Here is a 12,523-nt window from a genome sequence, read left to right as displayed (position 1 = left end):
CCGGAAAGGACCGGCACCCGACATGAGAAGCAACGTGCACCATCTGATCGAGCAACGCGCCCGCTCGGATCCCGGCGGCCCGGCGCTGACGTACCTCGCCGAGACCGTCAGCTATGGACAGTTGTGGGCGCGCGTCCAGGGTGCTGCGGCAGGCATGGCTGCTCTGGGTCTGCAGCGGGAGCAACGCGTCGCCATCTATCTCGAGAAACGGATGGAGACGGTCGCCGCTGTGTTCGGGACCTCGGCCGCCGGTGGGGTGTTCGTACCGGTGAACCCGGCGCTGAGGATGGCGCAGGTGCGTCACATCATCGACGACTGCGATGTGACCGTTCTGGTGACCTCGCCGGAACGGTGGGCGATGCTTCGTCACGAACTGGACCACTGCCTCTCGCTCGAACATGTCGTGCTGGTCGGGACTGGCGGCCTTCCCGATGACGCCGGCCGGCACACTCTGCACTCGTGGGCTGAATTCTGTGCTCTCACCGGGTCGGAGACCGGACCCGAGTGTGCGATCGATCTGGACATCGCCGCGGTCCTCTACACCTCGGGGAGCACGGGCCGCCCGAAAGGGGTTGTGCTGAGCCACCGCAACTTGATTGCCGGTGCCGAGAGCGTCGCTCACTACCTGCAGAACAGCGCGGACGATGTTGTGCTTGCCGCTCTTCCGTTGAGTTTTGACGCCGGATTCAGCCAACTCACCACCGCGTTTAGCGTCGGTGCGCACGCGGTGCTGACCAATTACCTCAGGCCGTCCGAAGTTCCGCGCCTGTGCGCGCGGCACCGGGTTACAGCGCTGACCTGTGTACCTCCGCTCTGGATCCAGATTGCCGAGCAGATCTGGCCGCCCGAGGCGAGAGTGGCGCTGCGCTACTTCGCCAACACCGGCGGCAGGCTACCCAAGCCGACCTTGGACAAACTGCGCTCACTGTTCCCGCAGGCGAAGCCGTTCCTGATGTACGGCCTGACCGAGGCCTTCCGGTCCACCTATCTCGACCCAACCGAAGTGGACCGGAGGCCGGATTCGATCGGCAAGGCGATTCCGGACGCCGAGATCCTGGTGCTCAGACCCGACGGTTCGCGTTGCGACCCGGGCGAGGAGGGCGAACTGGTGCACCGTGGACCGCTGGTCGCCCTCGGCTACTGGAACGACCCGCTGCGGTCTGCCGAGCGGTTCAAACCGGTCGCCCGGCCAGGGGCGGGCTGGCGCGCAGAGGAATTGGCAGTCTGGTCGGGCGACACCGTGGTCGCCGACGAGGAGGGATTCCTGTACTTCGTCGGCCGCGGTGACGACATGATCAAGACGTCCGGCTACCGCGTCAGTCCTACCGAGATCGAAGAAGTCGCGTACGCGACGCAGAGGGTCCGGGCTGCGGTAGCACTCGGTGTCGACGATGAGAATCTCGGCCAGCGGGTGATTCTCATCGTCACCCCCGTCGACCCCGCGGATTTCGACGCCGCCGCGCTCGTCGCCGACCTCAAGCAGCGACTGCCGCGGTACATGCTGCCGTCGTCGGTCGTGGCGTGGGAGGACATCCCACGCTCGCCCAACGGCAAGTTCGACCGCGCCGCAATCCGGGACGATCTGCGGCTGTGAACACGACCATCGCCGCACCCGGCAGAGCAGACGGCCACGCGGCACCGGGTAGAAGTACAGCTGAAGTTATACGAAACCATCAGGGAGGGAACCGCAATGGGAAGCGACAAGGCCACAGTCGACGCGGTCATCGACATCATCGTCACCACACTGGGCATCGAGAACCGTGCTGATTCGCTCGACGCAACCACCCCGCTGTTCAACAGCATGCCCGAATTGCATTCGATGGCGGTGGTCGCCTTGGCCGTCGCGCTGGAGCGGGAGTTCGATCTGGAGATCGACGACGAAGACCTCACCGCCGAGGTGTTCGAGACGGTCGGCACACTGGCCGAGTTCGTCGAGGCGGTCCGCGACACGGGTCGGCTGACCTGGCCGGAAGTGGGGTAGGGGTTCATGCCCACTCTGGCGCTGACCTCGACACGGGTCGACACACCGACGAATGGAACGGATCTGCGCACCAAACCGCTGTGTCAGTTGATTCCGGACGAGCTTCACCTGTTGGTGACCCCGCTGTATCCGCTGCCTTCCCGCCGCGTCGGAGCCGCTGACGTCTCCACCGTGTTCAGCAGTGTGACCGAGTGCCCACCTATCTTGGATGGGCGGCGATCGCTGCGACGGCATGTGCGCCTCAGCGACGACCACTACTTGAGTAGGACTCGCCCCCGCGAATTCGCAGCGGCACGAGAGGTGTTGGCCGACGTGGTGGCCGAACGGGGTATCAACCGGATTGTCGTGTTCGGTGCGGATCTCGCCGAACTGGTGGCGGATTATCGCGATGGTCCCAAGGTGCTCGATCTCTGCGACAGTATGACGCTGAGGATGAGCAGGGCGTTTAGGCATGCGGGAGGATTGCGCACCGGAAACTGGGTCGACGCGGTTGAGCTGTACCGTGCCCGCAGGACTGAGGCGCGGCTGCCCTCCGCGTTCGACGATGTTGTCACCGTCAGTGAGGTCGACACCGCTGAGATCGTTCGGCTCAGTGGTGTCAGCGCGAATGTGCACACCGTTCCCAACGGCGTCGACGAGGCTTTCCTCGCACCTATGCCGCCACCTGCGCACCGGCGCGGCGTCGTGTTCTGGGGCAATCTGGATTTCGAGCCCAATATGGCTGCGCTCGAACACTTCTTCATCGACGTCTGGCCGATGCTCCGGCGCTCCGGGGTCGAAGTGAAGGTGGTGGGCGGCAACGCCCCGCAGTGGTTGGTTCGGCTGGCCCACGGGGAACCCCTGGTCCATCTTGCAGGCTTCGTGCCGGATCTTCGTGCCGTCGTCTCTCGATATCCGGTGATGATCAATCCGATGCTGACGGGAAGCGGAATCAAGAACAAGGTGCTGGAAGCGTTCGGGATGGGCATCGTCGTGGTCTCGACGGCACGCGGGGTCGAGGCGATGCCGGACGTGGTGGACGGTGAGCACCTGGTGATCGCCGACGGCGGCGCGTTCGGCGAGGCGGTGCTCGACCTGCTCGACGGTCCGGCGCGGCGAATGCGACTACGGGCGAACGCGAACGCGTTATTGCATGCACGCTACCGATGGAGCGTCGCGGCGGCACCGTGGCGGGCCTTGTTCGATCGCCACCCCAAAGGCGACCGGAACGCCCCTCGCCGCCCCGGCACCGTGATGTTGGAAGCCTCACCATGAGCGCCCCGCATGACTAGCCAGTCCGGTCCGGACGTAGTAGACACCGAAGCGGGACCGCCGGGTCCGCTGTCGGGCACGTTGCGGCGCGGCGCAGCCATCGCGTCGGGCATGCTGGTCTTCACCCAACTGGTGTCATTGGCCCAGACGCTGGTGCTGGCCCGGCTGCTTTCCCCAGCCGAGGTCGGCTATTTCGCCGCCGGCACCGTGCTGTCCGGATTTCTGGTCACCATCGCCGAAGGGGGGATGGCGAACGCGCTGGTGCAACGTCAGGACCGGCTCGATGACGCCACCGCAACGGTCTTCTGGTCGACACTGCTCGCCGGTGTCGGATGGGCGGTGCTCGCCCTGGCGAGCGCCCCGCTGATGGCGCGGATCTTCGGCAGCGACATCGTGGGGCTAATCGCGGCGGTGTCGTCCGGAACGATTGTCTTACATGCGTTGACCTACGTGCCCGACGCGCTGATGCAGCGGCGCTTCGATTTCCGGGAACGCTACGTCGTACAGCCGGTCACCGTGGTGACCTTCGCCGTTACCTCGGTAATTCTGTGCGCCAACGGTTTCGGTGTGTGGGGTCTGGTCATCGGCTCGTACTGTTCAGTCGTGGCATGGCTAATCGCGAGCTGGACCCTCGCAGGGTGGCGACCGGGTATGCGCGGGCGACCGTCGATTGCGCTATGGCGTGAACTGGCAGGATTCTCTCTGCCACTGGTGGTTTGGAATGTGATCAACCAAGCCCGCACCCTTGTCGAAACCGCTGTCGTCGGTGCGGCGTTGAATGCCGCCGCGCTGGGCTACTACCGATACGGTCGCCGACTCGGGTCGTTGCCGGAAATCGCGGTGATCGATGTCGGGTCCTACGTGCTGTTCCCGGCGTTCTCCCGGCTGGCCGGTGACGTCGAGCGATTTCGATCCGCGTTCCTGCGCGCCCTGCAGGTGCTCTGGTGCCTTATCATCCCGGTCGCCTTCTTTATCGTCGCTGCCGGTGAGCCGTTGGTCACGGTGCTGCTCGGCGAGACGTGGCGCGGAGCCGGTGTGATGCTGGTCGCGTTGGCCGGGGTCGGACCGGGAGTGGCGTTGATGGCGGTCGGCATGGAGTCGATCAAGGGGATCGGCCGAACTCGCCGCTTGCACTGGGTGACAATCGTCAGCTCCGTGCTGGGTATCGGTCTGTTGTTCGCGCTGCTTCCGCTGGGACTGACGGGGGTCGGGCTCGCTCTGTCGGCGTCGTCGTTGACCGCCGGCATGCTCAGCCTGCTTCTCGCGCGGCCTCTTGCCGCGGTGTCCTTCGGCGAGCTCGCACACCGCCTGATGCCGCCGATCCTGATCGCGGTGATTCCCGCCACGGCGGTCAAGGTGTTGGAGCTGACGCTGATTCATTCGGATCACCGCGGTCTCGTGCTGGGCTCGGCGGTGCTGGTCGCGGAGGCAGTGGGCTATCTCGCGCTCTACGGGATCGGTCTTGCATTGTTCGCGCCGGCCGCATGGCGTGAGTTGTCGTCGACGGTGCATCAATTCCGGCACCGTGGTGAGGATTCCGAGTGAATAACCAGTGAATGACCAGGGCCGCATATTCGGCCATCGAAAGAGCTGCGAAGGAGTCGCCATGTCTTATCTGCGGAACACGCTTACGCTGATGGCCGTCATCGCCGTCGCCATGGCCGCCGGCTGCGTCAGCGGGATCGCTCTGCCCCACGGGAAAGCGCAGCCGATGTTCGTCGGCGACTACTCGACGGGCGATTTCAGTCAGTGGCCGAGTGTGCAGAACCGGGATTACAACGGCCCGGGCGCCAGATATGTGCCGTCCTATCCGGCCACGGTCGTGAACGATCCGGTGAAGGGCAAAGCCGCTCGTTTCGAGGTCCGATCTGGTGACTGGTCCGGCTTCGCTGCTGGTGAACGCTCCGATGTAGGTTCCAGCGCAAGCGATACCGGCGGCCGGGAAGGGCAGGTGCGCTGGTATGCGTTCTCCACCATGTTCGATCCGAGTTTCCCGAAGAATCACGCTGACCTGGGGTGGGGTGTCACCAATGGGTGGCACCCGAACTCCAGCAGAGGCAGTGCCGGATTCGAATGGAGCGTCGGAACCCGGAACGGCTACTGGTCATTGGATGTCGAAGAGCAGAGCCGGCCCGGCGTCTACCAAGGCAGCCACACCGTCTTCGAGACGCCGTTGAATGTGGGAACCTGGCACGACGTGAAGATGCAGGTGAACTGGTCCACTGATCCATCCCGAGGCTGGATCAGGTTGTGGCTCAACGGTGCTCGTCAAACGTTCTTCGACGGGTCCGACACGTATTTTCTCAGCACACTCGTCCCCGGCACAACCACCTGCTACTACAAGGAGGGCTATTACCGGGAGGGAGCGCAGCCCACCGGCATCGTGTATCACACAGGGTTTCGTGCTGCCGGTGAGGAAGGTGCGCTCTGACCGTACAACGTGATTCAGCACTGTAGGGCAAGGCTCGCCGGGTCGTTCCCGTCGAGGAAGATCCTTGCCCACACCTCTAGCGTCAGGACGCTCCACAACTCCTTGCCGAAATCATATCGGCCGGACCTGTGAAGCGCGAGCGCACGGCGTACACGTTCCGGATCCACCAGCGGGTAGGGCCGTGCCTGCGTGCCTGCTGTCAACCGTTCCAGTGCGGCGCCCAGGCCGCCCCGAAACCAGGGGCCTACCGGAACTGCAAAGCCGATCTTCTTGCGTGACAACACTTCTGCAGGAAGTCGGCGCCGGGCCACCTCGCGCATCACTATTTTCGTATGGCGCGGGGAGGCCTTGAGGTGCGCCGGCAGCCGGGCTGCGAACTCGGCCAGTTCGTGGTCAAGCAGTGGCATCCGTCCTTCGATGGATGCTGCCATCGTCATCTTGTCGCCACGTACCAAAAGATTGTCCACGAGATAGCTTTCGACATCCAGCGCGAGCATCCGATCAAGGGGGTCCAGGCCGGTGTCAATGCCGGACAGCAGCGATTCCAGTGGCCGCAGGGCGTCAGGCGACAGTCCGGCGAGCCGGTCGGCGCCGAACCACGCCGGCCAGCGTTCGCCTGGTGCGGCGGTGGCCAGGGCGGTGACGGCCATGCGCGCCCGCCGAGGTAGCCGGTGCCAGTCGGCCAGCTTGTGTATCACGCGTTCTCCCAGGACGGCTCGGGCGGGACGGCCGGCACGGTCCAGAAGCCCGTCCACCCGGTACTTCGGGTAGCCGCCGAACAACTCGTCGCCTCCTTCCCCCGAGAGCACCACCGTTACGCGCGTGTGCGCCATCTGGGACAGTGCGAGCAGCGGGATCTCTGAGGGCTCGGCCAACGGCTCGTCACGATGCCAGACGGCGGTGGGCATCAGTTCGAGGAACTCGGAAGGGCCCAAACGGGTCTCGTGGTGGTGGGTGCCGAAAGCTTGCGCGGTCGAGCGGGCAGCCGCCAGCTCGTCACTGGCCCACCCCTCGTCGAAGCCGATGGAAAAGGTGCGCACCGGCTCGTCCGACAGCTCCGCCATGAACGACAGCACGACGCTCGAGTCCAGGCCTCCCGACAGAAAACACCCCAGTGGCACATCGCTGACGAGGCGCCTGCTCACCGCGGCCCGAATGAGGTTTTCGGCGGCGTCCGCGGCCTCTGTCAGCGTGGTCTGGTGCTTTCCGTCGAAGCGCAGACGCCACCACCGGTCGATCGCAACACCGTCGGCGTCGAGAACCATCTTGTGACCTGGCGGGAGTTGACGGATCGCTCGGAAGAGAGTTCGCGGGCTGGGGACGTAACGCAACGCCAGATAGTCCTGGAGCGCGGCGTCGTCGACATCGGCGGACACCCCCGCAGCGAGAAGCGCTTTGATCTCGGATCCGAACAGAACCTCGGTGCCGTTGCGGGAGTAGTACAGCGGCTTCTTGCCGAATCGATCGCGAGCGACGAGCAGGCGGCGGCGGTTCTGGTCCCAGAGCGCCATCGCGAACATGCCGGCGAGGTGGTGGAGCACCTCGTCACCCCATTGTTCGTAACCGTGGACGAGAACCTCGGTGTCACAACGAGTGGTGAACCGGTGGCCGTATCGTTCGAGTTCGGCGCGCAGTTCGCGGAAGTTGTAGATCTCACCGTTGAAGACGACGGCCACCGAACCGTCCTCGTTGAAGATCGGCTGATCACCCCCCGCGAGGTCGATGATCGCCAAGCGGCGCATTCCGAGGGCGAGCCCCGGTCGTTCGAGTCGGCCCGCACCGTCGGGGCCGCGGTGGACTATGGACTCCAGCATGCGATCGAGTCGACCGGAACCCGGTGCCTGACCGTGTTGAGTCCAGATACCGCAGATGCCACACATCAGCGTCCCCCCGTGCCGTGTCCCCCCAGACGTCACTCGTAACGGTCACCGATTCTGTCAAGCTTTGCCAAACCACGCCGTGTATTCACGGTTTGCTTTTCGCGCAGCAACGGCGGTGACACGACCAGAACGTCCTCCGTTGTGGTCGTCGCAGTTGAACTACCCTAGGCCAGATGAGTCCCCACGAGCCGGAATCCGATGACGAGGACACCGGGCCGCTGCATGTCGATAGTTTGCGCAACCGGCCGGCGGAAGTGAGGGACGGCCACCATGGTTCGCCAGTAGCGGTGAATCCCCGTCCGGTGCAGCGCGATCGCCGCCCGGTGGTCCTGGTCGCCGGCGCCGCAGTGGCTGTCGTCGGTCTCGGTTTGCTCGCATGGACGTTCTGGCCGTCCTCCGGCGCCGGGGACAGTGCCGGCGAGACGACGACCACCACCCAGGCCGAGACCCAGGAGCGGGCGGAGGCGCGACTGCGGGAGATGCTCCCGGTCGGGTATGCCCCGGACGCGTGCGAGTCGGTGGTGCCCGCCAAAGGTGCGCTCGCGCAGCTCAGCTGCACCAAGAACGACGATACGGGCGGGCCGCTGTCCGCGCTCTACACGCTGGCTCGGGACGACGAGGCGGTCAAGGATCTGTTCGACGGTGTGGTCAGCACCTCGGCAGTGGTCAACTGTCCCGGCAACATCCAGTCGCCGGGACCCTGGCGGCGCAACGCCACGCCCGACCGGACCGCCGGCACCCTGGTGTGCGGGTTCCAGCAGAGCAAGCCGACCGTGGCGTGGACCACCGACGCCGATTTGATGGTCAGCGAGGTGCAGTCCGGGCCGCAGGGACCGAACATGGTCCAGCTCTACACCTGGTGGACGTCGCACTCGTGAGATGAACCGTGCCGCCTGCGATCGCAGGCGGCACGGCATCGTGAACTCGCCGGAGGTCAGGCCGGCGGTGCCGGGACCACGGTCGTCGCGGGTGCACCCGGGACGGTCGCGGGCTGTGCGCCCTCGGGCAGCGGCGTGCCGGAACTGCCATGCGGCGTCGGCGCGACCGCAGCCGGCACCGCGGCCGGTTCGGGCTCTGCCGGGACCGAGCCGGCCGGCAGCGGGGTGCCCGAGCTGCCTTCAGGGAGCGGCGTGCCGGAGCTGCCTTCAGGCAGGGGGGTGCCGGAGCTTCCCGCGGGCGCGACCGCGGGCGCGGGCTCTGCCGGGGTTGCGGTGTCCGCGGCCGGCTCAGCGGCAGGCGACGGCGTCGCGGTCTCGGCAGAGCCGGTCGACGACGGCGACGTTCCGCTGCCGTAGGACGACGCGCCAGCCGAGCCCGTGGCCGGCGCGGGCGGCGCCTCCAGCCACAGCACGACGTTCGGACCGCCGTCGCTGTAGAACACGCTGTCCGGCTCCGCGCCGGTGACGTCGAAGTACTTAGCACCGTGGGTGATGGGCGTTCGCAACGTTCGCGGTAAGCCTGCCGCCGGGTGTGGCGAACGGACGATGTCGATAGCGTTCGTGAGGTTGGCAGGGCTCCCCTGCATGACTGCATTGCGTTCGGCCGCTCCTGCGCGTGACGTCATTATGGCCGCAGGATGTCTGCTGGTGGCACGGCCTGAACGAAGGTACGCGCTGCGGCCGCAAGTTGAGGGTCCGCGGTGGCCAGTGCGTCGGCCTGCAACTGGGTCAGTGCGATGTATTCGGCCTGGTAGGTATCGGGCCAGTTCAGCTTGGCCGCTATCCGCCATGCATGGTCCTGCAGAGATCGGTCGCCGAGGAGCCGGATACGTAGCCGCCGGATGTCGTCGAGAACCTTTCGACCGGTCCGTTCGTCGATCTCCCCATGGCGGACAGACCCATAGACGAGGGCGAGCACCTGCGAGCGCAGCAGCGTGGGAGCCGCCAGGCTGTGCTCGGACGGTATGGCCGCGCCGCTGGTGGCGAGGTCGATTGCCACCGGTGCGTCAATGACGAAGATTGTCATGACAGCACCCTCGCATAGACCGCAGTTGGCTGCGGCGGGATTGGATCCTGCGTCCGCTGTTGTTCGCCGGAGGAAGGCAGCTGTTGTTGTCGGAATTAACGCGTCAGCTTATGCGGCTGTCGTTTGCGAACAGCTCAGTGACGTTGCGCTCGCGTTCTAGTTTGATGTTGGCCCTCGCTGCGTCCAGAGATCTTCGCAGGGTCTCGATTTCGTTGTGGGCGCGGTGGAGATTGTGGGTGTGGGTGTTTACCAGGTCTCGTAGCCGGGCGTTCTCTTCGGCGAGGTGATTTCCATTGGGGTCGAACAGTTGTCCGGTCAGGTCAGTGATCCGGGCTTCTCGCTGTTTGACTTCTGTGCGTAGGGATTTGGCAAGGGCCTCGGCGTCAAGCGCGCGTTCTCGCCACGAAGCAGTCGCCTGTTCGATTCTTCGATCGGCGCGTTCGATCGCTGTTTTCTGAGATGCGTTGCGAGCTGTTAAAACGGCCTCGGTCAGGTGTTGGCGCCGCTTGTCATAGATGAATGTCTTGCCCACTCCGGCGAGGGCGCAGACGTTCTCGACGGTGAAAGGGGCGCCGGTCTTGATGAGTTTGGTGAGTGCTGTGTGCACCCGCTGTTCACAATCGGCACTTGTGGTGGCTCGGCGTTCGATCATTTCGACGGGGCGGCGTCTTCTGGTCTCCATCTCATTCTCCCTAGACTTGCGGTGGCAGAGCGGTCATGTCGCCGTTGGCGGGTTGGATCAGGTGGGATATCGGGATTCCGGTCGAGAACAGCGGGTCGAAGTAGTCATGCACGGGTGCGCGCAGGTCGAGTTTCTCGGCTTCCTCTAGTAGGCCGAGTTCGTTGAGTGCTTCACGTAGTCCTGTGAGTACGGGTTCCCATGGATGCCAGCGGCTCAGGATGTAATCACGTGTCTCGTCGGTGGGCGCGCGTTCGGCGAAGTGGTAGTCGCGGTCGCGTTTGCGCTCCCAATAGGCCAGATCCGCACCGGTGAGTACGAAGTGCTCGCACGGTCCGTCGGGGCCGTCGGTGCAGTTCTTCTGCCACGGACATTGCGTGCCGCCTACGACCGGGCCGTACCGGCACAGACCATGTTCAACCGGCACGATGGTCAAGTCGATGCGGGCAGCTGCGGCGGCAGAGTCATCGGTGTTGATCTCGTTGGGGCGCAGCAAGATGGTACCGGGTTTATCCATGCCGGGCCCTGCAGTCCACACCTGCTGTAGGTGCCGCTTTACGGTCGTGTCGTTGTACCGTGCGTAGTGTGCCAGAGATTCTTCGGAGAAGTGCCCGAGCACTTGGCGCACCAACGCCGGCGGCGCGCCATTGTCTAATAGGGACATCGCTAGAGTTGATCTAGTCTGATGCGTCGTAATCCATTTCAGACCAAGACTTTCGAACCATTGAGTCCACGGATTGCGGAATCCTGTTTGTGACACCTCAAAGGCCAAGTCGGGATTCGATATTGCCGAGGGAAACAGCGGCTTGTCGCGGTCCCACGACGCTTCAAACTGTGCGCGTCCGCGTCCGTCAAGCGCGGCGAGTTCCGCAGAGTGGCGCGCACGCAGCTTTGCCCGGGTGAGTTCCTGGCGGCGCAACAGCCGTTCGTAGACAGGTAGGTAGCACGGCATGCCCCAGTCCACAACGTTGACCTTGCTGATGTCCCGCCAGATATAGGGTTGGGCGCGGCCAACGAGCCCGACACAGCCCAGCCGAAGTTTCAGTGTCTCGCTGATCCGCCCGCCCTGAAACGCCTGGGTCAACCAAATGTCGGCGATCCCAACATCGTTGCTGTCAAGGGCTTCAAGAGCGGCGATGCTCTCAGCGCTGATCAGCAATTGAAAGTCGTCCTGGCTCAGCGGTCGTGGTCGCGGCCGATTGACGGGCTGCGGGTATCTCGGCAGGCCAAGTATGAAGGAGTCCAATCCCGGCGGTGTTCGGTGCTTTTCGTGGCTGCGTCGCAGGACGGTGCGCATGCTGACCGTGTAGGTGTGGCGGGTCAGATCAGTAAGTGTGCTCGTTCCTCTGCCCTTGTGCTTTATCAGCCGAGGAATGGGGATTTGGTCTCGGAACCAGAGATCCCAGGTGTCTTTGACCGCTTTGGCATCGGCCCTGCCCAGCCGGGTCGGGTCATCGCCATGGTCGTTGCGGTTCTGCCACAGGATTTGCGAGAGCAAGGCGATTCCGGCGATGCGGTTGCGAACCGTTCCGACGTTGGGACGTTTCCCGGTGGGTTTGAGCGCCTCGTCACGCAGGAACTCCCACAGCGCGTCCCGCAGCCAGTCTTGTGAGACTTCGGTCAGGTCCCAGACTTTACGACGATTCTCCCCGGTGGTTGTTCCCGCAAACGGCGAACTGCCGACGAGGATCGGGTCGAACCATCCTGCAGCCTTGGCGATGTCCTCGGTAACGATGAGGCTGCGTGCCGCGGCCGGGAGGTCCAGCCAGATCCGCCGTCCCCGCTTACCGACGTACTTCTCTGCGAGATCGTCGATCCGGGAGTCACACAGCGACGTCACTCCACTCGCAGCGAGGGTGTCGATGACCTTCTGCAGCTCGGCGGGCCGCCACACGGTGCGTCGAGCGTTGCTAGCGTGCCGGTGAAGGGCATACCGGATCTCGTTCTGCAAGCCGTAGGGCAGTGCCGCCAGTGAGAGCAGCCCGCGACTGCTGGGGGCAGACACGGATTCTCGAACCGCAGCAGAGCCAACGAACACATGCCAACCGCGCGGGCCCGGCGTTTTGCCGTCTGCGGTCAGCCAGTCGTCCCACTGCTGAATGTGACCGTCACACACTCTGTGGTCCTGGTCGTCCACATGTACGTGGCGCACACTGTCGTGGACACAGCACGGTACCGAGCACGGCTCGTAGGGTGGCATCGGGCGTTGAAGTTCTCGCCACCTGGCTTCGCTGACCCACTCGTCACGAGCTCTTTTCTGAGGTCCGTTCCTCTGCCGCGCCTTTCTCAGAAGGCTCCCGTGATGTGTGCAGTAGCCGGTCTTCCATGCTTCGCGA

The 12,523-nt window shown here is 64.6% G+C and carries 11 protein-coding genes; 6 read left to right on the top strand and 5 right to left on the bottom strand.

The genetic code is table 11. From position 1 onward, the window contains the following. The first annotated feature begins 22 nt into the window (after positions 1–22). The 5 genes from KXD97_RS03600 (at position 23) to KXD97_RS03580 (ending at position 5,663) form a co-directional block, all read left to right on the top strand. Entirely contained in the window at positions 23–1,594 is a 1,572-nt protein-coding gene (locus KXD97_RS03600; protein WP_260755494.1) for an acyl-CoA ligase (AMP-forming), exosortase A system-associated, read from the top strand. A 96-nt stretch (positions 1,595–1,690) separates the two neighbouring features. After that, a complete protein-coding gene (locus tag KXD97_RS03595) occupies positions 1,691–1,981 on the top strand; it encodes an acyl carrier protein (RefSeq protein WP_260755493.1) in 291 nt (96 codons plus the stop codon). 312 nt (positions 1,982–2,293) lie between these two features. After that, entirely contained in the window at positions 2,294–3,235 is a 942-nt protein-coding gene (locus tag KXD97_RS03590) for a glycosyltransferase family 4 protein (protein WP_260757823.1), read from the top strand. A gap of 9 nt (positions 3,236–3,244) precedes the next feature. Beyond that, on the top strand, positions 3,245–4,777 hold the full coding sequence (locus tag KXD97_RS03585; protein WP_260755492.1) for an oligosaccharide flippase family protein: 1,533 nt from the start codon (positions 3,245–3,247) through the stop codon (positions 4,775–4,777). 91 nt (positions 4,778–4,868) lie between these two features. Continuing rightward, the gene (locus KXD97_RS03580) at positions 4,869–5,663 is read left to right on the top strand and encodes a polysaccharide lyase (RefSeq protein WP_260755491.1); all 795 of its coding nucleotides are present in this window, start codon (positions 4,869–4,871) and stop codon (positions 5,661–5,663) included. A gap of 14 nt (positions 5,664–5,677) precedes the next feature. Here KXD97_RS03580 and asnB read toward each other — a convergent pair whose 3' ends face one another. Beyond that, on the bottom strand, positions 5,678–7,543 hold the full coding sequence (gene asnB, locus KXD97_RS03575) for an asparagine synthase (glutamine-hydrolyzing) (protein ID WP_260755490.1): 1,866 nt from the start codon (positions 7,541–7,543) through the stop codon (positions 5,678–5,680). Between the two features lie 173 nt (positions 7,544–7,716). On the opposite strand from asnB, the gene KXD97_RS03570 reads away from it, so the two are divergent. Further along, positions 7,717–8,421, top strand: a complete 705-nt coding sequence (locus KXD97_RS03570; protein WP_260755489.1) for a hypothetical protein — start codon at positions 7,717–7,719, stop codon at positions 8,419–8,421. A gap of 56 nt (positions 8,422–8,477) precedes the next feature. On the opposite strand, the gene KXD97_RS03565 is transcribed toward KXD97_RS03570, so the two are convergent. The 4 genes from KXD97_RS03565 to KXD97_RS03550 all read right to left on the bottom strand — a co-directional run bounded on the left by KXD97_RS03565 (position 8,478) and on the right by KXD97_RS03550 (position 12,324). Then, a complete protein-coding gene (locus KXD97_RS03565) occupies positions 8,478–8,987 on the bottom strand; it encodes an MPT63 family protein (protein ID WP_260755488.1) in 510 nt (169 codons plus the stop codon). Positions 8,988–9,106: 119 nt separating this feature from the next. Beyond that, positions 9,107–9,508 (bottom strand): type II toxin-antitoxin system VapC family toxin, encoded by a 402-nt coding sequence (locus KXD97_RS03560; RefSeq protein WP_029367935.1) that lies wholly within the window; start codon positions 9,506–9,508, stop codon positions 9,107–9,109. Positions 9,509–9,611: 103 nt separating this feature from the next. Continuing rightward, positions 9,612–10,190 carry a hypothetical protein gene (locus KXD97_RS03555; protein ID WP_029367933.1) on the bottom strand — a complete coding sequence of 193 codons (579 nt, stop codon included), beginning with the start codon at positions 10,188–10,190 and terminating at the stop codon, positions 9,612–9,614. 10 nt (positions 10,191–10,200) lie between these two features. After that, entirely contained in the window at positions 10,201–12,324 is a 2,124-nt protein-coding gene (locus KXD97_RS03550) for a site-specific integrase (protein WP_260755487.1), read from the bottom strand. Positions 12,325–12,523 lie beyond the last annotated feature (199 nt).

Origin of the sequence: Mycobacterium sp. SMC-8 (genome assembly GCF_025263565.1) — a bacterium.
Classification (GTDB): domain Bacteria; phylum Actinomycetota; class Actinomycetes; order Mycobacteriales; family Mycobacteriaceae; genus Mycobacterium.
This window is presented reverse-complemented; position numbering and strand designations above follow the sequence as displayed.

What these genes read in the sequence shown, in the direction of transcription:
- KXD97_RS03600 (WP_260755494.1), top strand. Translation starts at nt 23, where the DNA reads ATGAGAAGCAACGTGCACCATCTGATCGAGCAACGCGCCCGCTCGGAT.
- KXD97_RS03595 (WP_260755493.1), top strand. Translation starts at nt 1,691, where the DNA reads ATGGGAAGCGACAAGGCCACAGTCGACGCGGTCATCGACATCATCGTC.
- KXD97_RS03585 (WP_260755492.1), top strand. Translation starts at nt 3,245, where the DNA reads ATGACTAGCCAGTCCGGTCCGGACGTAGTAGACACCGAAGCGGGACCG.
- KXD97_RS03580 (WP_260755491.1), top strand. Translation starts at nt 4,869, where the DNA reads ATGGCCGTCATCGCCGTCGCCATGGCCGCCGGCTGCGTCAGCGGGATC.
- asnB (WP_260755490.1), bottom strand. Translation starts at nt 7,543, where the DNA reads ATGTGTGGCATCTGCGGTATCTGGACTCAACACGGTCAGGCACCGGGT.
- KXD97_RS03570 (WP_260755489.1), top strand. Translation starts at nt 7,717, where the DNA reads ATGAGTCCCCACGAGCCGGAATCCGATGACGAGGACACCGGGCCGCTG.
- KXD97_RS03560 (WP_029367935.1), bottom strand. Translation starts at nt 9,508, where the DNA reads ATGACAATCTTCGTCATTGACGCACCGGTGGCAATCGACCTCGCCACC.
- KXD97_RS03555 (WP_029367933.1), bottom strand. Translation starts at nt 10,190, where the DNA reads ATGGAGACCAGAAGACGCCGCCCCGTCGAAATGATCGAACGCCGAGCC.